General features: G+C 70.2%; 24 protein-coding genes. 12 read left to right on the top strand and 12 right to left on the bottom strand.

The features are described from left to right. Window positions 1–50 precede the first annotated feature (50 nt). Window positions 51–854, bottom strand: a complete 804-nt coding sequence (locus tag SSMG_RS27195) for a hypothetical protein (RefSeq protein WP_009081278.1) — start codon at window positions 852–854, stop codon at window positions 51–53. Window positions 855–995: 141 nt separating this feature from the next. Here SSMG_RS27195 and SSMG_RS27190 point away from each other — a divergent pair, with 141 nt between their 5' ends. Continuing rightward, a complete protein-coding gene (locus SSMG_RS27190) occupies window positions 996–1,871 on the top strand; it encodes an LLM class F420-dependent oxidoreductase (RefSeq protein ID WP_009081275.1) in 876 nt (291 codons plus the stop codon). A 1-nt stretch (window position 1,872) separates the two neighbouring features. Beyond that, window positions 1,873–2,313 carry a nuclear transport factor 2 family protein gene (locus SSMG_RS27185; RefSeq protein WP_009081273.1) on the top strand — a complete coding sequence of 147 codons (441 nt, stop codon included), beginning with the start codon at window positions 1,873–1,875 and terminating at the stop codon, window positions 2,311–2,313. Between the two features lie 48 nt (window positions 2,314–2,361). On the opposite strand, the gene SSMG_RS27180 is transcribed toward SSMG_RS27185, so the two are convergent. Continuing rightward, a complete protein-coding gene (locus tag SSMG_RS27180; protein ID WP_009081271.1) occupies window positions 2,362–2,829 on the bottom strand; it encodes a MarR family winged helix-turn-helix transcriptional regulator in 468 nt (155 codons plus the stop codon). Between the two features lie 73 nt (window positions 2,830–2,902). Between SSMG_RS27180 and SSMG_RS27175 the strand changes: the two genes are divergently transcribed. Together SSMG_RS27175 and SSMG_RS27170 are read left to right on the top strand one after the other, a co-directional pair. Further along, on the top strand, window positions 2,903–3,910 hold the full coding sequence (locus tag SSMG_RS27175) for a 4,5-dihydroxyphthalate decarboxylase (RefSeq protein WP_100266897.1): 1,008 nt from the start codon (window positions 2,903–2,905) through the stop codon (window positions 3,908–3,910). 39 nt (window positions 3,911–3,949) lie between these two features. Continuing rightward, window positions 3,950–4,504 carry a hypothetical protein gene (locus tag SSMG_RS27170; protein WP_037718043.1) on the top strand — a complete coding sequence of 185 codons (555 nt, stop codon included), beginning with the start codon at window positions 3,950–3,952 and terminating at the stop codon, window positions 4,502–4,504. A 45-nt stretch (window positions 4,505–4,549) separates the two neighbouring features. On the opposite strand, the gene SSMG_RS27165 is transcribed toward SSMG_RS27170, so the two are convergent. Beyond that, window positions 4,550–5,716: an MFS transporter gene (locus SSMG_RS27165; RefSeq protein WP_009081264.1), complete on the bottom strand. Its 1,167-nt coding sequence runs from the start codon at window positions 5,714–5,716 to the stop codon at window positions 4,550–4,552. A gap of 27 nt (window positions 5,717–5,743) precedes the next feature. On the opposite strand from SSMG_RS27165, the gene SSMG_RS27160 reads away from it, so the two are divergent. After that, window positions 5,744–6,139 carry a MerR family transcriptional regulator gene (locus tag SSMG_RS27160; RefSeq protein WP_234392752.1) on the top strand — a complete coding sequence of 132 codons (396 nt, stop codon included), beginning with the start codon at window positions 5,744–5,746 and terminating at the stop codon, window positions 6,137–6,139. A 191-nt stretch (window positions 6,140–6,330) separates the two neighbouring features. Here SSMG_RS27160 and SSMG_RS27155 read toward each other — a convergent pair whose 3' ends face one another. From SSMG_RS27155 to SSMG_RS27145, 3 genes are read right to left on the bottom strand one after another with little or no spacing between them, the layout of a single operon-like run. After that, window positions 6,331–7,212 carry an aminoglycoside phosphotransferase gene (locus tag SSMG_RS27155; RefSeq protein ID WP_100266896.1) on the bottom strand — a complete coding sequence of 294 codons (882 nt, stop codon included), beginning with the start codon at window positions 7,210–7,212 and terminating at the stop codon, window positions 6,331–6,333. A gap of 44 nt (window positions 7,213–7,256) precedes the next feature. Further along, window positions 7,257–7,919 carry an MSMEG_1061 family FMN-dependent PPOX-type flavoprotein gene (locus SSMG_RS27150; RefSeq protein ID WP_009081257.1) on the bottom strand — a complete coding sequence of 221 codons (663 nt, stop codon included), beginning with the start codon at window positions 7,917–7,919 and terminating at the stop codon, window positions 7,257–7,259. An 11-nt stretch (window positions 7,920–7,930) separates the two neighbouring features. Next, on the bottom strand, window positions 7,931–8,890 hold the full coding sequence (locus tag SSMG_RS27145; protein WP_009081255.1) for a PDR/VanB family oxidoreductase: 960 nt from the start codon (window positions 8,888–8,890) through the stop codon (window positions 7,931–7,933). Between the two features lie 67 nt (window positions 8,891–8,957). Here SSMG_RS27145 and SSMG_RS27140 point away from each other — a divergent pair, with 67 nt between their 5' ends. Beyond that, window positions 8,958–9,599 carry a TetR/AcrR family transcriptional regulator C-terminal domain-containing protein gene (locus SSMG_RS27140; RefSeq protein WP_009081253.1) on the top strand — a complete coding sequence of 214 codons (642 nt, stop codon included), beginning with the start codon at window positions 8,958–8,960 and terminating at the stop codon, window positions 9,597–9,599. A gap of 83 nt (window positions 9,600–9,682) precedes the next feature. Here SSMG_RS27140 and SSMG_RS27135 read toward each other — a convergent pair whose 3' ends face one another. Beyond that, a complete protein-coding gene (locus tag SSMG_RS27135; RefSeq protein ID WP_037715015.1) occupies window positions 9,683–10,243 on the bottom strand; it encodes a TetR/AcrR family transcriptional regulator in 561 nt (186 codons plus the stop codon). 95 nt (window positions 10,244–10,338) lie between these two features. Between SSMG_RS27135 and SSMG_RS27130 the strand changes: the two genes are divergently transcribed. The 3 genes from SSMG_RS27130 (at window position 10,339) to SSMG_RS27120 (ending at window position 14,789) form a co-directional block, all read left to right on the top strand. Then, a complete protein-coding gene (locus SSMG_RS27130) occupies window positions 10,339–11,241 on the top strand; it encodes an NmrA/HSCARG family protein (protein WP_009081250.1) in 903 nt (300 codons plus the stop codon). 177 nt (window positions 11,242–11,418) lie between these two features. Next, entirely contained in the window at window positions 11,419–12,060 is a 642-nt protein-coding gene (locus SSMG_RS27125) for a TetR/AcrR family transcriptional regulator (RefSeq protein ID WP_100266895.1), read from the top strand. 68 nt (window positions 12,061–12,128) lie between these two features. Beyond that, a complete protein-coding gene (locus SSMG_RS27120; protein ID WP_199841093.1) occupies window positions 12,129–14,789 on the top strand; it encodes a hypothetical protein in 2,661 nt (886 codons plus the stop codon). Here SSMG_RS27120 and SSMG_RS42650 read toward each other — a convergent pair. Together SSMG_RS42650 and SSMG_RS27110 are read right to left on the bottom strand one after the other, a co-directional pair. Continuing rightward, a complete protein-coding gene (locus SSMG_RS42650) occupies window positions 14,761–15,252 on the bottom strand; it encodes an N-acetyltransferase (RefSeq protein WP_009081246.1) in 492 nt (163 codons plus the stop codon). The two genes, SSMG_RS27120 and SSMG_RS42650, sit on opposite strands and share 29 nt — an antisense overlap. Window positions 15,253–15,396: 144 nt before the next feature. Next, on the bottom strand, window positions 15,397–16,665 hold the full coding sequence (locus tag SSMG_RS27110; protein WP_009081245.1) for a cation:proton antiporter: 1,269 nt from the start codon (window positions 16,663–16,665) through the stop codon (window positions 15,397–15,399). Window positions 16,666–16,881: 216 nt separating this feature from the next. On the opposite strand from SSMG_RS27110, the gene SSMG_RS27105 reads away from it, so the two are divergent. Genes SSMG_RS27105 through SSMG_RS27095 form a run of 3 tightly spaced genes read left to right on the top strand, consistent with a single transcriptional unit; the run spans window position 16,882 to window position 19,164 of the window. Further along, the gene (locus SSMG_RS27105) at window positions 16,882–17,409 is read left to right on the top strand and encodes a hypothetical protein (protein WP_037715013.1); all 528 of its coding nucleotides are present in this window, start codon (window positions 16,882–16,884) and stop codon (window positions 17,407–17,409) included. Between the two features lie 40 nt (window positions 17,410–17,449). Next, entirely contained in the window at window positions 17,450–18,532 is a 1,083-nt protein-coding gene (locus SSMG_RS27100) for a sensor histidine kinase (RefSeq protein ID WP_050788292.1), read from the top strand. After that, window positions 18,529–19,164 (top strand): response regulator transcription factor, encoded by a 636-nt coding sequence (locus SSMG_RS27095; RefSeq protein ID WP_037715011.1) that lies wholly within the window; start codon window positions 18,529–18,531, stop codon window positions 19,162–19,164. The genes SSMG_RS27100 and SSMG_RS27095 overlap by 4 nt, the downstream gene beginning before the upstream one ends. 98 nt (window positions 19,165–19,262) lie before the next feature. Here SSMG_RS27095 and SSMG_RS27090 read toward each other — a convergent pair whose 3' ends face one another. The 3 genes from SSMG_RS27090 to SSMG_RS27080 form a co-directional block, all read right to left on the bottom strand. Next, window positions 19,263–19,817, bottom strand: a complete 555-nt coding sequence (locus SSMG_RS27090) for a dihydrofolate reductase family protein (protein ID WP_037715009.1) — start codon at window positions 19,815–19,817, stop codon at window positions 19,263–19,265. A gap of 68 nt (window positions 19,818–19,885) precedes the next feature. Beyond that, window positions 19,886–20,788: an RNA polymerase subunit sigma-70 gene (locus SSMG_RS27085; RefSeq protein WP_037715007.1), complete on the bottom strand. Its 903-nt coding sequence runs from the start codon at window positions 20,786–20,788 to the stop codon at window positions 19,886–19,888. Window positions 20,789–20,795: 7 nt separating this feature from the next. Further along, window positions 20,796–21,674, bottom strand: coding sequence for a LysR family transcriptional regulator (locus SSMG_RS27080; RefSeq protein ID WP_009081239.1), 879 nt, complete (start codon window positions 21,672–21,674; stop codon window positions 20,796–20,798). Window positions 21,675–21,749: the final 75 nt, after the last annotated feature.

Raw genomic sequence — 21,749 nt, 5'->3', positions numbered from 1 at the left:
CAAAGGCCCCGTGGGCAAACCTTGCCACGGGGCCTTCAGCCGCTCAGCGGTCAGAAGTCGAAGCCTCCGCCGTCGAACCCGCCGCCGTCGAAGCCTCCGCCGTCGAAACCTCCGCCGAAGTCCTGGCTTCCGTCGAACCCGCCGCCGTCAAAACCTCCGCCGTCGAACCCGCCGTCCATGCCGCCCGCGTCGAGGGCGTCCGCCTGGCCCGCGTCGTAGCCGGATTCCCAGGCCGACGCGCTGGCGATGCCGCTCATCCCGGAGAACATGGCGCTGAACAGGAACATCGAGCCCAGGCCCCACGCGCCCGCCACGAGCGCGGGCTTCCACCACGGCTCGCTGTACCAGCCCTGCGGCACCGGGCGTCCCGCGACGCGGCCGCCGGGGTAGTAGTACGGCGTGTCCTGGCCGGGTTCGGGCGACGCGGCGTAGCGCTGGCCTTCGACGTCCACCTCGCGGTGTTCGGTGACCTTGCCCGCGCGTTCGCGTTCGGCCTCGTCCGGCAGGGCGGGGCCGGGGTCCATGCCCATCGCGGTGCGCGCGGCGCGCACGTAGTACAGGCCTTCGATGGCGGTTTCCTTCACCAGCCGGGCCTGTTCGACCGTCTTGGCCTGCTCCAGCTGCGAACCGGCGGCGTTGTAGCGCTCGCTCGCGTCGGCCATCGCCTGCTGGGAGGCGGTGTCGGTGCCGGTGATGTTGAGGACCTGGCCGCCGAGGCGTTCGACGAGGCGGCGCGCGTCGGCCTTCGCGTCGTCGAGCTGGCTCTGTCTCGTCGCGGCCTGCTTCCTGGCCAGGTACAACCCGCCTCCGACGATGACGACGACCAGCACGATCAGGAGGATCGCGGTGCCCATGGGTCACTCCGTGTCTCGATCTGACGCGACGGCCGGGCAGCCGTCCCTGAAACGGACAACGCGGACCGTGCGCGGAGAGTTCCCGGGGCGCCTCCGTTCGGGCGGTGGCCGACAAAACTAGAACACGTTATAGTCCGCGGCATGAAGTTCTCCTTGTCGATCGCGATGAGCCCGCTCGACCAGCTGACCGGGCTGGCCCGCGCCGCCGAGGAGGCCGGGTTCTCCTCGATCGTGCTGCCCGATTCGCTCTTCTACTCCGAGAAAGTGTCCGCCGACTATCCCTACACCCCTGACGGCAGCCGGTTCTGGGACGAGGACACCCCGTGGGCGGATCCGCTGGTCGCGACCGCCTCGATGGGCGCGGTGACCGAGCGGATCCGGTTCTACACGTCGGTGCTGAAACTCGGCTCGCGCAATCCGGTGCTGCTCGCCCGGCAGGTCAACTCAGTCGCCGCGCTGACCGGCGGCCGGTTCGGCCTCGGGCTGGGGATCGGCTGGTCGCCGGAGGAATTCGAATGGTGCGGAGCGCCGTACGCGCGCCGCGGCAAGCGGTTCGACGAGGCGATCGACGTGCTGCGGCTGATCCTCAGCGGCGACATGGTCGAATTCCACGGCGAGTTCTTCGACTTCGACAAGCTGAAGATGAGCCCGAAGCCGCCGTCGCGCGTGCCGTTCTACATCGGCGGGCACACCGACGTCGCGCTGCGCCGGGCCGCGCGCGTCGCGGACGGCTGGTCGTCCGCGATGATGACGCTCGAGCAGCTGCGCGAGACCATCGGCAAGCTGAAGGGCCTGCTCGCCGAGCGCGGCCGCGCCGACGACCCGTTCGAATTCCAGGCGGTGTGCGTCGACCGGTTCGGGCTCGACGGCTTCCGCGAACAGGCCGACGCGGGCGTCACCGACGCGATCACCATGCCGTGGGTGTTCGAGGGGCACGGATTCGACGCGGACCTCGGCCCGAAGGTCGACGCGATCCGCAAATTCGGCGACGAGATCATCGCGAAAATCGAGGAGTGACATGGGAGTCGAGGTCTGCTGGGACCCCGCGGCGAAGCAGCCGCCCGCGCGGGAAGCGGCGTTCAAGTCGATGACGGCGGCGACCGCCGGGGACAAGGACGGCTGGCTCGCGCTGTTCGCCCCGGACGCGGTCGTCGAGGACCCGGTCGGCCCGTCGATGTTCGACGAGGAGGGCAAGGGCCACCACGGCCGCGAGGGGCTTTCGGCCTTCTGGGACAAGACGATCGGGAACGTCGAGAAGTTCGAGTTCGTGATCCGCGATTCGCACGCGGCCGGTTCGGAGGTCGCGAACGTCGGCACCATCACGACGTATTTGCCCGGCGGCTACCGCGTCGACACCGACGGGGTGTTCGTCTACCGGGTGAACGAGGACGGGCTGGTCGTTTCGATGCGGGCGTTCTGGGAGACGGAGCGGGCGATGGCGACCGCACGGCAGGTCTGACGTCAGGACGGGTTCGCTTTCCCCGTAGCAGCCCGCCGTGGGGATCGGTCAGGAATTGTCCAGGCGCAGCAACGTGTTCAGCAGCTTCCCGCCCGGCAGTCCCTCGTCGCCGAAAATGCGGTGCTGCACCTCGATCACGAGCGGCAGCGCGGCCCGCAACGCGGCGCCTCCGGCGTCGGTGACCTCGACGCGTTTGGCCCGGACGTCCTCGGCACTGCGTGCGCGGGCGACGAATCCCTTGCGCTCCAGCGTTTTCAGGATCTGCGACACCTGCATCGGGTGGATGTCGCCGGACGTCGCGAGGCCGGATTGGGTCACCGGGCCGCCGGTGCGGTTCAGCCAGCCGGCGAGCGCGAGCGTCTGGAACTGCAGATGCGTCAGGTCGAGCGGGGCGAGGGCCTGGTCGACCTCGCGGACGTAGCGGTGCACGACCCGCCACATGACGAACCCCACCGCGTTTTCGGGGGCGCCGAGCGAGGCGGTGGCGAAGAGCTCGGCGAGCGCGTCCTTGTCCATCGGGAGGCATCGTAGCGGTTGCCCGCAGATAGTAAACGCGTTTAGTATTGGCCGGGACGGAGAGGGGCGCCTGATGGCTGACCTGCGGCTGGACCTCGGCCTGTACCGCTACGACCACACCCGCCCGCTGTTCGACGGGCGGGTCCGCTTCGAGGGTGTCGACGCGACCCTGCACACTGCCGGCATCGTCTCGGACCTGTTCGAACGGATGGTCCGGGGCCGGGAGTTCGCGGTCGCCGAGCTGGGGCTGACGTTCTACCTGCGCACCTTGGACCTGCCGGATCCGCCGTTCGTCGCGCTGCCGGTGTTCCCGAACCGGCAGTTCCGGCATTCGGCGATCTACGTCAACACCCACAGCGGCATCCGGGCGCCGCGAGACTTGATCGGCAAAACGATCGGCGAGTTCGCGACGTACGGGCACGACGCGGGCGTGGTGGCGAAAGGAATTCTGTCCGACGAATACGGGGTGCGGCCGGAACAAAGCCGCTGGGTGATCGGCGGGTTCGACTGGCCGATGGATTGGTTCGATTTCGTTCCGCGACTGCATCCCGTGGACGTGGCGGTGCGGCAGGCTCCGGCGGGGAAAGCGCTGGGCTCGATGGTGGAGGCCGGGGAGATCGACGCGCTGATTTCCGCGGACCCGCCCCGCGGGATTCGGGAGGATTCGCCGGCGGTGGCGCAGTTGTTCCCGGATTATGTGCCGGTGGAGCGCGAGTATTACCGGCGGACCGGGATCCGGCCGATCATGCACACGGTGGTGGTCCGGCGAGATCTGCTGGCGGAGCAGCCTGGGCTGGCGGAGCGGCTGTACCGGGGGTTTGTCGAGGCGAAGGACGTCGCGATGGCGGACTATCGGCGTGGCCGCGTTTTCAATCACATGGGCGATGCGGGGATGGTGCCGTGGTTCAGCGCGTTGTATGACGAGAACCGCCGGTTGTTCGGGGCGGATTGGTGGCCGTATGGGATCGAGAAGAACCGGCTGTCGGTGGAGGCGTTCCTGCGGTGGCATTTCGAGCAGGGATTGTCGAAGAGGTTGCTGAAAGCGGAGGAGATTTTCGTGCCGGAGTTGTTGGGGACTTAAGCCGTTTCGCGGAGCTGAGCGGTTCATTAGGCTGTGGTGGTGACGGACGACTGGTTCGAATACGACGGCGAACTCGGCGAGACGGAGCGCCGTTTCGCCGAGGCCCTGCGAGCACGCGCCGCCCACTGGCGCGCGAGTCCGCTCGAAAGCCGGTTGGATCCGCCCGATGCGGAGCTTCCGCTGATCGCTTCCCTGGACCTGACTGATCCTGTTGCGGGAGGCATTTTCTTGACCGTCGGGGTGCACGTGGACGGCTGGACTGTGCGCGGCGACGAGGTGCACAACCAGTTGTTCACGCTGCCCGACGAGCCCACTGTCCTCGCGTTCACCGCGACCGGCGGCCCGGAAGAGCTGGCCGCCCACGCCGCGGACTGGTTCGAGGCCATCTTGCGTCGCCCGATCGTGCGCTGCGAATGGACGCTTACCCGTGATCTCTACCTGTTCGCCGACACCGGGGAGATCGTCGGGGGCAGCGGCAGGTTCTGTTCGCCGGGCCAGCTTGACCGGCTGGCCGCCACCGGCCGCCTCGACGGCGGGCGGTGGGTCGACGCCCGGGGATTCCGACAGCCGGACTTCGTTACGCGCGTCCGGTGATCCGGGCGTCCTGGGCCGCCGCCGAGACCCAGGACGCCGGGGGAGTCACTCCGCGATCGACGGGGCGACTTCGGTCCCGCGCGGCGCCCGGGCGACCAGAACCGTCATGAGCAACCCGCACGCGGTCACGCCCGCGGCGACGAGGTAGATCGGCCGCGGACCGGCAGCCGAGTCGGCGAGGAGGCCGCCGACCAGGCCGGCGGCCGCGGCGGCGACCTGGTATCCGGAGGCGTTGACGGCCATGGCGAGTGTCGGGGCTTCGGCGGCGGTCGCCATCATGCGGGCTTGCATGCCGGGGATGATCGCGAAGCCGAGGAGGCCGATCGCCACGACTGCCGCCACGGTGAGCGCCGGGGAGGTCGCGACGAACCAGCTGCCCGCCAGGACCGCGGTCAGCAGGCCGAGAAGAAGAGGCTGGAAGAGTCGCGGGTTGCGGTCGTAGAGCGTGCCGCCGACGAGGTTTCCGATGGTCGCGCCGACGCCGTAGGCGAGCAGGAGGACCGGCAGGCGAGCGGCCGGATGCCCGGCCAGGCCGGTGAGCAGCGGGGCGAGGTAGCTGAACACCATGAGCACCCCGGCGTTCCCTACCGCGGTGACGGCCAGCGACATCAGCACCGGGCACCGGCGCAGCATCCGCAGCTCCGCGACCGCCGAGGTCCGGTGTTCTTCGTTCGGCGAGGCGAGCTGCCAGAACACCAGGCCCAGCCCGATCAGGCAGGCCGCGGCGATCGCGGCGAACGTCGCGCGCCAGCCCCACAGGCCGCCGATCCGGGTGCCGATCGGCGCCCCGAGGATCATGGCGAGATTCATCCCGAACGCCAGCCGGGCGACCATGGTCCCGGCCCGCTCGGGCGGCGCGGATCTCACCGCGAACACGATGGCCTGGGCGAAGAAGGTCGAGGTCACGAGCGCGGTGACCACCCGGGCCGCGAGCAGCGGCGCGAATCCGGGAGCGAGGGCGGAGACCGCGTTCCCGAGCACCGCGACGGCCAGCAAGGCGAGCATCAGCCGCTTCCGGTCGATCCCGGCGGTCGCCGCGGTGAGCAGCGGGCCGCCGATGATCATGCCGACGGCGTACGCGGTGACCAGCAGTCCCGCGGCGCCGACGGAGACGTGGAGGTCGGCGGCGACCTCGGGCAGGATTCCGGCCACCACGAATTCGCCGGTGGTGATGCTGAAAACGCAGAACATGAGGATGAGGAGACGAAGCATGCCCGCACGCTAAACTCTCACGTCGACGTGAGAGTCAAGCCGGACAGCGAGGGAACCCAGGTGAAGATCGGAGAACTGGCGCGCCGGACGGGAGTCAGCGTGCGAGCGCTGCGCTACTACGAGGAAAAAGGCGTGCTGCGACCGGAGCGGATGCCCAGCGGGTACCGGATTTTCGCTGAATCGGACGTCCGCAAGGTCGCGCACATCCAGACCCTCCTCGCCGCGGGCCTCGGCATGGAGGTCATCGGCGAGATCCTGGCCTGCCTGTCCGGCGAGTCCCTGCTGCTGGACGACTGCCGCGAACGCCTCGAAGCGGAGCGCCGCCGGATCACCGGCGACATCGACCGGCTTCTGCACACCCGGTCGCTGCTCGACGATCTGCTCGCGACCACGCGCTCCCCGGCCGCAAGCGGGGTCGGTTAAGCGTCGGGGGTCAGTTCTCGGCGGAGGCCTTCCCGTCGTCTTCGTTTCCGTTGTGGTGTGCGGGAAACCCGTCGGTGTATTCGCGTAGTTCGGAGAGTCGCGGTGGACAGTTCGGCGAATGCGACCACGCGCCCCGGCCGCGCTGGTGTAGTCCGGGTTCCGCGGCTTCGCGATCGGGCAACCGCGGTCGCTTAACCGTCGGCGGCCAGTTCCTCGTGCAGGCCTTCCAGTGCGATGACGTCGTCCTCATTCCCGTTGTGCGGCGCGGAAAACCAGTCCGTGTACTCGCGCAGTTCGGACAGCCGCCAGTCGAGGGCGAACAGTTCGACCATTTCCGGGTCCAGGCCCGGAGCGCCGGGCAGGTCGGCGTAGTCGCGTTCGCGCGGGGCGACCGCCAGGGTTTCCCAGTCGACCAGGCGCAGGCCGTCGGGCGTGGCGACCTGGTTGTCGTTGTGGGGTTCGCCGTGGGTCGGGACCCAGGAATCGCGGCGGGACGCGGCCAGGGCGGCCAGTTCGAGATAGCGGTCGGTCCAGCGTTTGATCGCGTCGCCGCGGGCGGCCAGCGCGGTACGGGCTTCCTCGGCCAGCGGGCCGGACGTCCAGGGGTCGGCGGTGCGGGCGCGCAGGTCATCGGCGAAGCCAGGGCCGACCTGCGGGGACCAGTCGCGCAGGCCAGCGGGTGGCGGGGTGCGGTGGAGGGAGTCGAGCGCGGCCAGGAGTGCCGGTTTGTCGACCTCGTCCTCCGCGGGGCTGCGGCCGTCCAGCATCGGGGTGACGCTGAGCGCGCCGACTCCGGTGTCGACGGTGAACCGGCCGGATCGGGCCGGCAGCGGCGCGCAGACGAAAGCCAGCCCGGAGGCGGCCAGTTCGCCGGCGCTCGCGTAAGTGCTTTCCAGCGACGCCGCGGTGTGCCGGGGTTCGAGCTGGTCCAGCGTGACGAACAGCGTGTCGGTGCGCCAGTGGTGCGCGCCGAAACCCCAAGGCAGGTAAGCGATCTCGGAGACGGGCTGCCAGTGTTCGGCGAGGACGCGGGTGATGGCGTCGTCGGCGAGGAAGGCCGGGCGGGAGCGCACAAATCGGATACTAGGCAGGGCTTCGCGGCGGGAGCAACGGAGTTTCAGAACAGCTCGGTCCGGTAGTTTTCGTCGATCACGTCGTACAGGCCGCCGCTGACGAGGTCGCCCAGGCTGTTGTTCATCTTCTGCGCCTGCTCGGCGATGGACAGCGTGTAGAAATCGCCGCCGAGAGTGGCCGCTTCGGCGAGTCCGCGGGTGTCGCCCTCCCACAGTTTCGCTCGGATGACGGCTTTTCCGCACTGTCCGAACACTTCGCGCACGCGGACGATCGTCGCGAGCACGGCGGGTTTGCCGTCGGCGCTGAGCATGGCCAGCAGTTCCTGGTCGTCGGTGACGAAGGCGTCCCCGTTGACCCGCATCACCTCGCGCAGGCCGGGCACGAAGAAAACGAGCCCGATCGACGGGTTGACGCTGAGATTCTCGAAGGTGTCGGCGAATTTGTTGCCCGGACGGTCGGGGATGGCGAGCGTCCACGGGTCGAGGATCCGCACCGACCCGGGCGGGTCGCCTTTCGGGCCGACGTCCATCAGGCCGTCCGCGCCGAAGGTGGCGGCGCAGAAGAACGGGCTGTGCGCGATGAACCGCATGGCGAATTCGCCGAGCTGCGGTTCCTTTTTCTCGGCGATGAACTGGTCGGGGAAACCGATGATCTCCCGGACGCGTGCCATGGTGATCGGAGCGAAGGAATCTGCCGCGGTGGTCATGGTTTCTCCCGTCACAGGTCGAGGACGAGGCGTGAGGTGCGGGCGCGGGACACGCAGACGAACATCCGGTCGCCCGCCTCCTGCTCGCTTGAGGAGAGAATGCCGTCGCGATGGTCGGGGATGCCGCCGAGCACCTTGGTCTCGCACGAACCGCACAGGCCGGACCGGCACGAGGTCACCGTCCGGATGCCCGCCTTTTCGAGCGCGTTCACAATGCTTTCGTCGGCGGCGACGGACACGGTTTTCTTCGAGGCCGCGCATTCGACTTCGATCGGCTTGTTTTCCGCCGGGGGTGCCGACGGGGCTTTGAAGCGTTCCAGGCGCAGGGTTTCGGCGGGCCAGTTCTCCGCTGCGGTGTCCAAATCGGACAGCAGGGACGCCGGTCCGCAGGCGTAGACCTTCGCGCCTGCCGCCACGGGCTTTTCCAGTGCGGCCAGCGAAATCCGGCCGACGGTGTCCGACGGGCGACAGTGCACGCGCTCGCCGTAGCCGCGAAGTTCGCCGAGGAACGGCATCGACGCGCTGGTGCGTCCGCCGAAGTGCAGCTGCCAGTCGGCGCCCTGGGCTTGCGCGGCGCGGACCATCGGCAGGATCGGCGTGATGCCGATGCCGCCCGCCACGAAAACGTACGAGGCGGCCGGGCGGAAGGCGAAATTGTTCCGCGGCCCCTTGATCGCGATCCGCTGGCCGGGCCGGAGAAACGCGTGCACGTATTCCGAACCGCCGCGGCTCGCGCGTTCCCGGCGGACGCCGATCCGGTAGTACGAGCGTTCGCCGGGCGGACCGCAGAGCGAGTACTGCCGTTCGACGCCGTTCGGCAGCACGAGGTCGAGGTGTGCGCCCGGTTCCCAGCTCGGCAGCGGCTTCCCGGTGGTGGCCGCCAGGTCCAGCGAGACGACGCCGTCGGCTTCCCAGCGCAGCTGCCGGACGAAGACGTCCAGCGGTCCGGCGGTTCCGGTGTTCGGGGGCATCGGCTTCCCTCCTTTTGTTAACGCTGTTACTTGCCGCCTCGCCGAGGGTATTGGTAACGTCGTTAACATGTCAACCGGCACGAAACGGGCGGGAATCGCGGCGACGCGGGCCGAGCGCGCGGTGGCCGAGGCGCTGGACCTGGTCGACGCGGGCGGGCTGGAGGCGCTCACCATGCGCCAGCTGGCCGACCGGATGGGGCTGCACCTGCCCGCGATCTACCGCCTGTTCGACGGCAAGGACGCGCTGATCGACGAGATGGCCGAAGCGATCCTCGCCGGCGCGGTCGCGAAGCTGCCCGGCGAGGACGGCGACTGGAAGGACCGCGTGCGGGCCATGGCGGCCGGCTTGCGCACGGCGCTGCTCGCGCACCGCGACGGTGCACGGATCGTCGGCGGGAACTACGCGGCCAAGCGCAGCAATCTGACCTTTGTGGACAGTCTGCTCGGCGGGCTGCTGGCGTCCGGGTTGCCGCGGCAGCGGGCGATCTGGGCGACGAGCGCGGTGTTCTGCTACGTGCTCGGCGAGACGCTCGAGGAACAGGGCGCGACCGGGGACGAGGTCGAGGTGCTGAAGAGCGTGCTCGGAAAACGGAAGTACGGCCACCTCGAGGCGGGGCCGGTGGAGCCGATGCTCGATTTCGACGAGCGGTTCCGGTTCGGGCTGGAGTTGCTGCTCGCCGGGGTGGACGCGTTGGTGGAGCGGCGCTAGGTCTTCGGCGGTCGCGGAGCGAGGGGGCCGGGCATTCGCGGATTCCGTCCAGTCGGTGAGCGGTGCGCCGGGCGTCCGGCGAATCAGGGCCGCGGGCTGATTCCCGCCACTGCGATCCGGAACAGGCGGCTTGCCTCGGCGGCCGGGTCGGGGTGGTTCTCGGAGGTCAGGGTGATGCCGACGATCAACGCGATCAGATCGCCGATCGTCACGTCCGGCGAGACGGCTCCGTCGCGCGCGGCGTGCGCCAGCAGCGGGGCCGCGGAATCTTCCAAGGTTGCCGCGCAGGAGTTTCCGTGCACCGGATCAGGCACGTCGTACGCCAGGGCGGCGGCGAGGCCGCGCGCGGTCACGCAGTAGCTGACGACGTCGTCCAGCCAGTCCAGAAGCGCGCGGCGGCTGTCGGATTCTCCGGCGAGTTCCTGGGCGCGCGCGGCCAGCAGCGCGATCCGTTCCCGCGAAACCGCTTCCAGCAGGGCGTGCCGGGTGGGGAAGTGCCGCCGCACGGTCGCGGAGCCGACCCCGGCGGTGCGCGCGATCTGTTCCAGCGACGCGTTCGCCCCGTGTGCGGCGACCTCCGCCTCGGCCACCTCGAGGATCCGCGCGTAATTGCGCCGCGCGTCCGCGCGTTGCTGGCCGGGCATGGCGTGACCTCCGGGTTTGCTAAGTGGCGGGCCCCGCCGTATCGTAGCGGACACGAAACGGCGGGCCCCGCCATTTAGCGTTCGCAGGGAGAGTCATGGGCGAGCAAGCACCGGTACTGGTCGTCGGCGCGACGGGACAGCAGGGCGGCGCGACCGCGCGTGAGCTGCTGGCGGCAGGCGTTCCCGTCCGGGCGTTGGTGCGGGATCCGGTGTCGGACCGGGCGAAGGCGGTCGAGGCGTCGGGCGCCGAACTCGTCGTCGGGGATTTGCACGATCGGGACAGCTTGGCGCGCGCGGTGAAGGGCGTGCGGGCGGTGTTCAGCGTGCAGATGCCGGACCTGAGCGGGCCGGAGCCGGATTTCGCCGGCGAGGTGACCCAGGCGGTGAATCTCGTTGAAGCGGCGAAAGAAGCGGGTGTGCCGCAGTTCGTGCACACATCGGTGAGCGGTGCGGGATTGCCGGGACGGATCGACGAGCGCTGGGCGTTCCTGACGCCCGGGATGGAGGCGAAGGCGACGATCCAGGACCGGGTCCGGGCCGCGGGGTTCCCACGGTGGACGCTGCTCAAGCCGGGGTTCTTCATGGAGAACTTCCTGCCGTCCGCGCGGTACGTGTTCCCGCGCGGCATCGAGGGCGGGCTGGTGACGATCCTGCGGCCGGAAACCCAGTTGTCGCTGGCCGCGGTGCGGGACATCGGCCGCGCGGCCGCGGCGGCGATCGCGGAGCCGGAGCGGTTCGACCGGGTCGAACTGGAGCTGGCGAGCGACTGCCGGTCGATGGCGGAGATCGCGCCGATCCTGTCCCGTGTGCTGGGCGTGCCGCTGGCGGTGCCGGACATGACCGAGGAAGAGGCGCTGGCCGCCGGGATGCCGGCGATGGGGTTCTCGCACAAGATGCTGAACGCGATCGGGCAGCCGGCGCGGCCCGAGTTCGCGCGGGCATTGGGGATTCCGCTGACCAGTTTCGAGGAGTGGGCGGAGACGGCCATGCGGGGCTGAACGCCCGGCGCGGCAGGTCTTCCGGCCGGGACCGTTGCTCCGTTCGTGTCCTCCGGTTGGTGCTGACGGCACTTCTGCCCTCGCGGACTTTCCGGTTTTCGTGCCGCCGGAGCGCGGTTGTTTGTTACCTTCTTGGCCCGGAATCCGCGGCCGCACCGGCCAGTGAGGAGCGCTTCGATGCCCGCTGTCCAGCCGTCCGCCGGGAAACGCGCGGGCCGCGATCCGGACGCTACCCGGCGGGCGCTGGTCGACGCCGCGCTCGAACTGTTCGACAAGGACGGTTTCCACGCCACCTCGGTGCAGAAGATCGTGGACACCGCGAAGCTCACCAAAGGCGCGTTCTACTACCACTTCGAATCCAAAGAGGACGTGCTGCGCGAAATCCACGACCAGTTCATGGATTTCCAGCTCCGGCGGCTGCGCGAGGTGCTCGCCGAGGGCGGCGCGCCGGAGCGGGTGCTGCGCCGGGTGATGACCGAGGTGCTGGTCGAGCCGATCGGCCGCTACCGGTCCGAGATCTCGATTTTCCAGCAGGAGCGCCGGTTTCTTTCCAGCACGACGTTCGCCGCGATCGAGCGCAAACGCGACGAGTTCGAAGCGCTGGTCACGCAGGTCGTCGAGCGCGGCATCGCGAGCGGCGCGTTCAAACCGGTCGCGACCGCGCGGGTGCTGGCGTTCGCGGTGATCGGCGTGGCCGCGTGGGCGCACACCTGGCTCGATCCGCGCGGCGAGATGACGCCCCGGCAGATCGGCGACGCGTTCGGCGAGATCGTGGTCGCCGGTCTGCGCACCGGATCGCTGGCGGAGAGCCGGGCCTGAAGCTCTGTTCTGGCACGGCGGGCTGCTTTCCCGGTAGAAAGGGAAGATCATCGGGGAGGGAGCACCCAGTGAAGGTCCTTCTGCGTAAATTTGTCCCCATCGCGGCGGCCGCCGTTCTGGCGGTCGCGCTCGCACCCCCAGCGGCAGCGAGTCCGGCCGGTCCGGTGGCGGCTGCGGAATGGCGGGTCGCCGACGGGCAACTGCTGTGGACCGCGCCGAAACCGCTGTTCGGCGACGGTGCGGTGGAGTTCTGGTCCGGCGGCAAACTGCTCGGCCGAGCGCAGCCGCAGGCCGATCTGCGGACGTTCTCGCTGCCCGCGGGCGGGATCCGCGATCTGCGCGGGCTGGAGGTGCGTGTCGGCGGTCGTTCGCTGACCGAACCGCCGCATGCGACGGCGAAGCAACCGGCTGCGGCGCCGCTGCCCGAGTTGCCCGCGAACGCGGTGGATCCCGGTAAACCCGGGCAGTTCGCGACGGTCAAGGGCGAATACGCGCTCGACCCGGTGCGGCTGCCGGGACTGGACGGGCCGATCGAGATGCAAGGCGTGGTTGTCGCGCCGAAGCACGCGCCGGGGAACCGCCCGCTGGTGGTGTTCCTGCACGGCCGCCATCAGCCTTGTTACGACCCGAACGATCCGGACGGCTATTCGACCGCCTGGCCGTGCCAGACCGGGATGCTGCCGATCCCGAGCTACCGCGGGTACCTGCAGACCCAGGAATTGCTGGCGTCGCAGGGATTCGTGACAGTGTCCATTTCGGCCGACGCGATCAACGCGCTCGACCACGCGGCGCGGGACGGCGGCGCGCAGGCCCGGTCGTCGCTGGTCCGGCTGCACCTGGCGCACTGGGCGGCCGCCCCGCGGATCGTCCGGGACGCGCCCGCCGCGGATCTGTCGAATGTGGTGCTGGTCGGGCATTCCCGCGGCGGCGAGGGCGTCAACCGCGCGGCGATGGACAGTCTCTACCCGCCGCCGGGCGACACCGGGTTCTCCGGGCCGGTCCGGTGGAAGATCCGCGGCGACGTGCTCATCGCGCCGACGGTGTTCGGCCTCGATCCGGTGCCGGATGTCCCGTCGGTCACCTTTCTGCCCTCGTGCGACGGCGACGTCTCGGATCTTCAAGGGCAGCAATACCTCGACGCGGCACGCGGGGTCAGCCGGGACGCGGCCCTGCACAGCGCGCTGTATGTCTCGGGAGCGAACCACAACTACTTCAACGCGGAATGGACGCCCGGCGTCGCGGTGGCCCCGGCGCAGGACGATTTCCATTCTCCGGAACCGGATCCGAACTGCTCGCCCGGCGTGCCCGCGCGGTTGACGGACGCGCAGCAGCGAGCGGTCGGCGCGACCTATGTCGCCGCGGCGGCGCAGCTGTTCCAGAACCACGATCTGCGAGTGCAGCCGCTGCTCGACGGTTCCGGCGTGCGTGCGCCGTCCGCCGATCCGGCGCGGGTGTTGACGCACGCGCTCGGCGGCGCGCGGACGCCGGTGCTGGTCCCGGATTCGTCGACCAACGTCACCGGCAGCGGCGACGTGTGCCAGCAGGTCGGCCCGGACCGGCGGTGCCTCACGAATTCCGGCGCGTCCAAATCCCCGCATTTCACCGGGCTGGAAGAAGCTCCCGATCCGACGCGGACCGCCGTGCACGTGCGTTCCGCGACGGCCGGGGTTCCGGCGAAAATCTCGTTGCCCCGCCCGGTTTCCGCGAACGGCGCGCGGGCGCTGGCGATGCGGATCATCGCGCCGGAGAACGTTCCGGCCGAGTCGTTCGACGTCGCGGTCTTCGACGCGCGGGGCCAGCGGACGAAACTGGGCGCGGTGACGGTGGCCGGGCTGGCCGGGACCGAGCGGACGAAATCGTTCTGGGGCCAGGAAGTCCGGGTCCCGCTGCCGCCGCACCTGGAGATAGCCGGCCTGGAGCTGACGCCGCGGACGGCGGGCGGCGAGGCGTGGCTGCTGGACGCGTACGCCTGGCGACCCGGCCTGCCGGACCCGAATCCGGCTTCGCTGACCCGGATCGACCTGGGTTCGATGACGGTCAAGGAAGGCGATTCCGGCTCGAAGACCTACCAGATCCCGGTCACGGTGACCGGCGACAGCGGCGGTTCGGTGCGGGTGTTCCGGGCGGACCCGGTCTCGCCGATGTCGGTGAAGTGGACGTACCAGGCGGTCACGCTCGCGCCGGGGCAGCACACGCTCGACCTGCCCGTGACGGTCGTCGGGAACACCCGGTGGAGCTGGCCGTACCGGATGCTGGCCGAGGTGAAGGCCGCCCACGGCACGGTGGTCGGGGCGGCGGAGGGGTCGCTGAACGTCGACAACGACGATCCGGCGCCGAAGATCAGCGTCGGCGAGTCGAAGGTGTCGACGGTCGAGGGCGGTGCGCTGACGTGGCCGGTCGGACTGTCCACAGTGGCCGATTCGGGGATCAGCGTGCTCGGGCAGGTGATGGCGCCGAAGACCGGGCCGGAGCTGATGACGTCGGATGTCGACCCGAAATGGCTGGTCGAGCACGGCGTCGATCCGGAGAAGAAGCAGCCGCTGTCGGAGGCCCGGCTGACGGTGGCGGTGCAGATCCCGGCGGGGTCGACGAGCGGGGAGCTGACGATCCCGACCCTGCGGCACGCCGGGGCCGATCCGGCGAAGCAGGTGCTGCTGCACGTGACGGGCCAGCCTCGGGAATCCGGACCGGACGTGGACGTCACGGGGACGGTGACGGACGCGGGCTGACGCTGGGTCGATCCTCCTGGTCCGGCGTTCGGGCCAGGAGGATTTTCCGTTCGTTCCGGGCGGTTTCGCGGAAACCGTGCCGCAGGTAGAACGCCTGGGCCCGGGTGTTGACCGCGAGGACTTCGAGCACGAGCGGCTGTCCCCGCTCCGCCGCGACGCCGATCAGCCACCGGAGCAGCCGCCCGCCGATCCCGCGGCCTTGGAAGCGGGGGTCGAGTTCGATCCGGCCGAGAAAAACCTCGGCCGGCCGGTAGTCGACGACGAGCAAGCCGGCGTCCGCTCCGTCGACCGTGATGATCTGCCAGGTGCCGGGGACGAAGGCGCGGTCGTGGTAGCCGCGCTGGATTTCGTCGTCCCATCCCCAGATCGCGGCGACATGTTCGCCCAGCGCGGCCCGGTGCACCTGGAAACAGAAGTCGCTGTCCGCGGCCGTCGCGGGACGCAGGTCGACTTCGCTCGGCATGCGCGCCTCCGCTGCTCGGGAGCGCTCAGGGTAGCGCGTCCACCGGTCGTGCCTGCGCGAGCGCGGCAGAAGCCGCGGCGTGACCTGGACAGTCCAAATCGGACAAAGAAGCCCCGGCCTCCCGGCGATCGCGGTGCCTGCGTCTCACTGGGACTGACGGTGCGCCCGCGGAGTCATCAGCCGCGTGATGAGCGGCGTCGAGCCGAGCCCGTGCAGGACCACGCTGCCCAGGACGCAGACGACTGTCAGCGTCAGGACGAGGTCGCTGGCCTCGCCGGTCAGTCCGTTGATCGCCAGCAGTCCGAAGACGACCGACGTCGTGCCGCGCGGGCCGAGCGCGCCGACCAGGAACCGGTCCCGCAGCGGCATCCGCGTTCCGGCGAGCGACACCAGCACCGGGACGATCCGCAGGACGGTCAGCGCGAGCAAGCAGAAGACGACCGGCTGCCACGGCACCCCGAGGGACACCATGACCACCGCGGCCCCGCCGACGACGAACCACATCGCCATCGTCAGGATTCCGGTGACCTCTTCGAGCAGCTGCAGATCCTCGGCCGGCCGGGCGAAGTGCTCCCGGGCGGGGCTGTCCGCGGTACGCAGGTGTCGCGCGGCGAAGGCGCGGTAGACGTAGCGGAAGGCGATGCCGGAGACGAAACAGGCGACGAATCCGTTGCCGTCGATGGCGACTGTCGCGGCATAGGTCAGCAGGGGAGTGGTGAGAATGGTGATGCGCCGCCCCTGCCCGGAAGTCCAGCCGGAGCGGACCGCGAGGAAGAGCAGAACCCCGATGACCGTCCCGACGACGCCCCCGGCGACGACGGCTTTGAGCGCGAACGGCAACGCGGTCGCGAGGGCTTTTCCGGCGGTGTTCGCGGTATTGTCGCTGCGCGCGAGAATAAGCGCGAACAGGAACAGCGGCGAGACCAATCCGTCGTTGTAACCGCTTTCCACGTTCAGCACGCTGCGCACTTGCGGCGTCAGCGTTTTGTCCCGCACGACGCGTTCGGCGGCGGCGAAATCGCTCGGGATGACGATGCACGCGACGATCAGCAGCAACGGCCACGGCAGTTCCGGGAAAAAGGCCCAGCCGGCCAGCATTGCCAGTCCGAGGCTCAGCGGCAGCGCGAGGAACAGCACGCGCGCGACGAGACCGGGCGCGTGTCCCCACAGCCGTCCGCCGCGGACCTCGGTGGCGTCGACGAAAAGCAGCATCGCGAGAATGAGTTCGGCGACGTGCTGGGCGACTTCCGTGTCGAAGAGGTCGAGCAGTTTTCCCGGATTCGCGAACATCGCGGTCGCGGCCCCGCACAGCACCATCAGCACGGGTGCGGCGATGTTCCACCGGTCGAGCCGCTTGGCCGCGAGCGCGCGCAGCAGGACCGCGGTCGAGAGGACCAGCAGTGCGGGGATCATCGTTCGTCCGGCTCCACGGCGTTTTTTGGGACTGCCCAGCCGTCTTCGGCCGCTGACGCTCCACAGTGTACCGGCGGAGGCGGACGGGCTCCGGATTTCCGGGTGTAGGTCACGTCCACCCGGAATCGGTCGGTGGTTGGACGATTCGGCGGATCCGGGGCCCTAGCTTCGGGAAGGCGGGTGTTCCGGCCCGCCTGACTCGACAAGAAGGCCGTGATGACTGACGCTCTGATCATGGGCGGGATCCTGCTCGCCCTCGTGCTTTTCACCCAGGTGGGCCGCCGTCGGCACAACCTGGTCATGGGCATCATGCCGTTCGTCTCGTGCACCGTCATCGGGGTCCTGTACTTCACCGGCGGGATCTCGCTGACCGGGCCGAACGTGGTGGCCGGCCTGGTCGGGGCCGTCGCCGGGGCGGTCGCCGGCGCGGGGCTGATCGCGACCACCCGGGTGGAGCGCAGCGCGGTCACCGGGCGCGTGCAGACCTGGGCGGGCTGGCCGTACCTGCTGATCTGGCTCGCTGTGCTGGTCGGGCGGCTGGTGTTCGTGTGGGCGGTGGAGAACGTGCGCTCGTTCGCCGCGAAGGTCGGCGAATTCCTGGTCAGCGCCGGTCTGGACGAGGACGGGGTGGGCTTGTTCTTCGTGCTGATGGCGCTGGCCATGGTCGCGGTGCGGGCCGGCGGGGTGCTGTGGCGGGCGCGACGGCTCGAGCCGGCATGTGATGGGCAGCCGGTGCGGGCCTGACTACGCTGAGCAGCGAAGACGCCCAGGGGGAGGGAACGCGATGACTCGGCTGCCGCTGGTCCTGATGCGGCTGCTCACGCCGGTGGCCTTCGTCGCGATTCTCGTCACCGCGCAGCCCTCGGCGGAGTGGGAGTGGGCGCCGATGGCCGCTTCCGCCGCGTGCGGGCTGGCGTTCGGGATTCTGGACCTTCGCTGGCCGCGGGCGGGGGCCGTGCTGCTGTCGCTGGCCGCGCTGTTCGGCACGGTCGTGACGGTCGCGGACCAGAATCTCACCGGACCGTCGTTGATATGTCTGTCCTTGCTCGTGTTGTCGTCGCTCGAGGCGATCCCTCCGGTGGAGATCGGCACGGTGGCTGCGGTCGTGGGGGTCGCAGCCACTGTCGGAGGCTGGCTTGCCGGGCAGCCGGCCGGGCTCGTCGCGGGGAACGCGCTGGCGGTGGCGGTCGTGGTGCTGCTCGGGCTCAACCGGCGGCAGTACCGGGTGCAGGCGCGGCAGGCCCGGGACCTGCTGGACCAGACGCGGCTAGCCCAGGAGGCCGTGGCCCGCGGCGCGACGCTGGAGGAACGCGCCCGGCTGGCCCGGGAGGTCCACGACATCCAGGCGCATTCGCTCTCGGCGCTGTCGCTGCATTTGCAGGCCGCGGCGCGGATGGTGGCCGAGTTGCCGTCGCCGGACGAAAAACTCGCCGCCTGCGTGGAGAAGGCCGGGCAGTTAGCGCAGGAGGGGCTGATCGAGACGCGGCGCGCGGTGCACGCCTTGCGCGGTGCTCCGATGGCGTTGCCGGAGTTGTTCGGTTCGCTGCCGGACACCGCGTCGATCCAGGTGACCGGCGAACCGCGCGAACTCCCCGCGGACGGCACCCTGCTGCTGTACCGCACTGTCCAAGAAGGACTGTCCAATGCGCGCAAGCACGCGGCGGGCGCGCCGGTGTCGGTCGAACTGTCCTATCTGGACGATGCGGTGACGATGACAGTCCTCAACCGGACCGGTTCCGGCAGCGGACTGCCCGGTGCCGGATACGGCCTCACTGGCCTGCGCGAGCGCGCGGAGCTGGTCGGCGGCGAGGTGACCGCGGGCCCGGATGGCGCGGGCTGGCGGTTGTCGGTGAGGATCCCGGCATGACGATCGTGCGCGTGCTCGTGGCCGAGGACCAGCCCGCGGTGCGGGAGGGGCTGGTGCTGCTGGTCGGGCTGCTGCCGGAGATCGAGGTCGTCGGACAGGCGGGCGACGGTCTCGCCGCGGTCGAGGAAACCCTGCGGCTGCAGCCCGACGTCGTGCTGATGGACCTGGACCTGCCGCGCTGCGACGGGGCGGCGGCGACGCGGCGGATCGTCGCGGAGCTGCCGGGCACGCGGGTCGTCGTGCTCACCACCTACGCGGACAGCGCGTCGATCGTGCGCGCGCTGGACGCGGGCGCGGTCGGCTACGTGACCAAAGCGGCGAACGGCGACGAGATCGGCCGGGCGATCCACGCGGCGGCGGCCGGGCAGACCGTGATGGACCTGTCGGTGCAGCGGACGCTGCTGGCCGCCGCCCGCCGCCCGGCCGCGCCGCCGGAGGACGGGCTGACGGCGCGGGAGGTGGACGTGCTGAAGCTGGTCGCGGGGGGACGGAGGAACCGGGAGATCGCGCGGGAACTGCAGGTCAGCGAGGCGACGGTGAAGACGCACGTGAACCGGATCTTCGCGAAGACCGGCTGCGGGACCCGGGCGCAGGCGGTGCGGTACGCGCATCAGCACGGGTACGCGGACTGATCCCGGAGCTCTCCGGCGCGACAAACCAACGTCAGCGCCCGGCGGTGCCCCTTCGCGACCGACTGGCCGAGCGGCGGCGTCTGTCGCGGATTCGCGGCCTACCGCCCCGAACCCTCCCGCACATACCGCGAAAGCGTCGCCGCGCCAACGCGTTCCACCGACACGCATTCCAGGTGCGCGACACCCGTGCCGTCCGGGAACAGCCGGGTGCCGTTGCCCACGATGGTCGGGAACGTCAGCAGCCGGTACTCGTCGACGAGGTCCGCCGCGAGCAGCGTGTGCACGACGCTCAGGCTGCCGGTGACGACGACGTCGCGTTCTTCCCGTTTCACCGCGTCGACCAGGTCGCCGTCGAGGACCGACGAGTTCTGCCACGCGCTCGGGTCGGCGAGGGTGCGGCTGGCGACCAGCTTGGGCACGGCGTTCATCCGCCGCGAGAACGGGTCGTCGCGGTGCGGCCACAGGCCGGAGAACAGTTCCCAGGTCTTGCGGCCGAGCAGCAGGACCCCGTCGTCCAGCGTGCTCCCGAGGCGGAATTTGTCGCCCGCGACGGACTCCGGGCCGTGCCGGAACGCCCAGCCGCTGCTGGGGGCGCTGCCCGGGTCGGACGCGATGCCGTCGAGGGTGACGAACGAGATGACGATGACGCTCATGGCGGAGGTCCCTTCGGTCGGTGTCGCCAGTACCTACCGGCGGCCCCGGCCGAACTCATCGGTCTCGGCTAAAAAATCTTCGGCGGCAGGTCGAACGCCTCGAAAACGCGCGGATCGGCGAACACGACGTTGTGCGAAATCCGCCCGCCGGTCACGGTGAAGACCTGCAGGGTGTGCAGCTGCCCGTCGGAGGTGTAGGCGGCGAGCGCGGGCTGTCCGTTCGCGCGGAGCCCGCGGACGGTCCAGCCGGCCCCGCGCATCTCGAACACCCGGTGCAGGAACCGGCCGTAGTCCTCGCTGCCGCGGAACCAGAGCGGGACCGGCGGCATTTCCAGGATCGCGTCGTCGGTGAGCAACTGGACGAGTGCTTCGACGTCGGCGGCCTCGAAGGCACGCGCGTACCGGTCGATCACGGCCTGGGTTTCGGCGTCGTCCGGTTCGGCGATCTCGTCCATCCCGCCCGCGTCGGCGAGCGCGGCGCGGGCTCGCTGCAGCGCGCTGTTGACCGCCGGAACGGTCGTCTCCAGCTGGGCGGCGACCTCGGCCGCGCTGAACTCCAGCACCGACCGGAGCACGACGACCGCCCGTTGCCGTGCCGGGAGGACCTGCGTCGCGGCGATCCAGGCCAGCCGCAGCCCGGCGCGGGTGTCGGCGTCGCAGCGGGCGTCGGGAAACGGCTGCAGCCACGGGATGTCCGCCGACGGCCGCAGCGGCGCGCCCGGATCGTCGCTGGCGGCGCCGAGGCCGGACGGCAACGGGCGGCGGGCGCGGCCTTCCAACGCGGTCAGGCAGACGTTGGTGGCGATCCGGTACAGCCAGGTCCGGACCGAGGCGCGAGCCGGGTCGTAGCGGTCGCGGGCTTTCCACGCGCGCAGCAGCGTTTCCTGCACGAGGTCCTCGGCTTCGTGGAACGACCCGGCCATCCGGTAGCAGTAGGCGGTCAGTTCGCCGCGGTGCGGTTCGAAGTCCACCGCGTCATCATCCGGCACGCGCGACGCTGAGGAAACGGTCGACCACCGGGTTGGTCTCGTGGTCGGTGCGCGAGATCGCCGAGACGGTCGAGAACGCGCCAGCGTCGGTCAGGGCGAGATAGCGCAAGCCGGGCAACTGCAAGGCGCGCAAGGCGTTCGGCACGATCGCGATGCCGGTGTCCGCGGCGACGAGGCCGAGCATGGTCGGGAACTGGACGGCTTCCTGCACCACGCGCATCCGGAAGCCGGCCCGCAGGCACAGCGTTTCGATGTGGTCGTGCAGCCGCGAGACGCGTGTGCGCGGGAAGGCGAGGAAGGGTTCGTCGGCCAGCTCCGCCATCTCGACGGTTTCCTTGTCCGCCAACGGATGCGTCTCGGACACGGCCACGATCAGCCGTTCGCGGCCCAGCGGGTGCACGGTCAGCCCGGCGGCCTCGCCGACCTCGCGCGCGATGCCGACGTCGAGCTGACCGTCGCCGAGCGCGGCGATCTGCGCGTCGGTGGTCGACTCGGTCAGTTCGAAGCGGACATTCGGCCACTGCCGGCGCATTTCCAGCACCGTCGCGGGCACGATTTCGAGCGCGGCGGAGCTGACGAAGCCGATCCGCAGCAGCCCGAGTTCGCCGCGCGCGGCGTGCGCGACCGCGGTGAGAGCGTGCTGGCTGTCCGCGAGGACCCGGCGGCCTTCGGTCAGCAGCACGCGGCCTGGTTCCGTCAGCTCGACGCTGCGGGTCGTCCGCAGGAGCAGCCGTACGGACAGCTCCTTCTCCAGCTTCGCGATCTGCTGGCTGAGCGCGGGCTGGGCGAGGTGCAGCCGTTCGGCGGCGCGGCGGAAGCTGCGTTCCTCGGCGACCGCGACGAAGTAGCGAAGCTGGCGGAGTTCCACGCCAGTGATAATGGTTCCTTATCAGTGCGTAGGCAATAGATACTTCACTCTGTGTTCCGCGCGACTTAGCGTCAT

Origin of the sequence: Streptomyces sp. AA4 (genome assembly GCF_000158875.1) — a bacterium.
Taxonomy (GTDB): Bacteria; Actinomycetota; Actinomycetes; order Mycobacteriales; family Pseudonocardiaceae; genus Amycolatopsis.
The sequence above is the reverse complement of the archived record's forward strand: the minus strand, read 5'-3'. Positions and strand labels throughout refer to the sequence as shown.

Coding starts and splice junctions, on each gene's coding strand:
- SSMG_RS27110 (WP_009081245.1), bottom strand. CDS start 16,665: ATGATCCCCGCACTGCTGGTCCTCTCGACCGCGGTCCTGCTGCGCGCG.
- SSMG_RS27190 (WP_009081275.1), top strand. CDS start 996: ATGAAGTTCTCCTTGTCGATCGCGATGAGCCCGCTCGACCAGCTGACC.
- SSMG_RS27130 (WP_009081250.1), top strand. CDS start 10,339: ATGGGCGAGCAAGCACCGGTACTGGTCGTCGGCGCGACGGGACAGCAG.
- SSMG_RS27195 (WP_009081278.1), bottom strand. CDS start 854: ATGGGCACCGCGATCCTCCTGATCGTGCTGGTCGTCGTCATCGTCGGA.
- SSMG_RS27150 (WP_009081257.1), bottom strand. CDS start 7,919: ATGACCACCGCGGCAGATTCCTTCGCTCCGATCACCATGGCACGCGTC.
- SSMG_RS27095 (WP_037715011.1), top strand. CDS start 18,529: ATGACGATCGTGCGCGTGCTCGTGGCCGAGGACCAGCCCGCGGTGCGG.
- SSMG_RS27135 (WP_037715015.1), bottom strand. CDS start 10,243: ATGCCCGGCCAGCAACGCGCGGACGCGCGGCGCAATTACGCGCGGATC.
- SSMG_RS27165 (WP_009081264.1), bottom strand. CDS start 5,716: ATGCTTCGTCTCCTCATCCTCATGTTCTGCGTTTTCAGCATCACCACC.
- SSMG_RS27090 (WP_037715009.1), bottom strand. CDS start 19,817: ATGAGCGTCATCGTCATCTCGTTCGTCACCCTCGACGGCATCGCGTCC.
- SSMG_RS42650 (WP_009081246.1), bottom strand. CDS start 15,252: ATGCCGAGCGAAGTCGACCTGCGTCCCGCGACGGCCGCGGACAGCGAC.
- SSMG_RS27180 (WP_009081271.1), bottom strand. CDS start 2,829: ATGGACAAGGACGCGCTCGCCGAGCTCTTCGCCACCGCCTCGCTCGGC.
- SSMG_RS27175 (WP_100266897.1), top strand. CDS start 2,903: ATGGCTGACCTGCGGCTGGACCTCGGCCTGTACCGCTACGACCACACC.
- SSMG_RS27140 (WP_009081253.1), top strand. CDS start 8,958: ATGTCAACCGGCACGAAACGGGCGGGAATCGCGGCGACGCGGGCCGAG.
- SSMG_RS27100 (WP_050788292.1), top strand. CDS start 17,450: ATGACTCGGCTGCCGCTGGTCCTGATGCGGCTGCTCACGCCGGTGGCC.
- SSMG_RS27185 (WP_009081273.1), top strand. CDS start 1,873: ATGGGAGTCGAGGTCTGCTGGGACCCCGCGGCGAAGCAGCCGCCCGCG.
- SSMG_RS27145 (WP_009081255.1), bottom strand. CDS start 8,890: ATGCCCCCGAACACCGGAACCGCCGGACCGCTGGACGTCTTCGTCCGG.
- SSMG_RS27105 (WP_037715013.1), top strand. CDS start 16,882: ATGACTGACGCTCTGATCATGGGCGGGATCCTGCTCGCCCTCGTGCTT.
- SSMG_RS27125 (WP_100266895.1), top strand. CDS start 11,419: ATGCCCGCTGTCCAGCCGTCCGCCGGGAAACGCGCGGGCCGCGATCCG.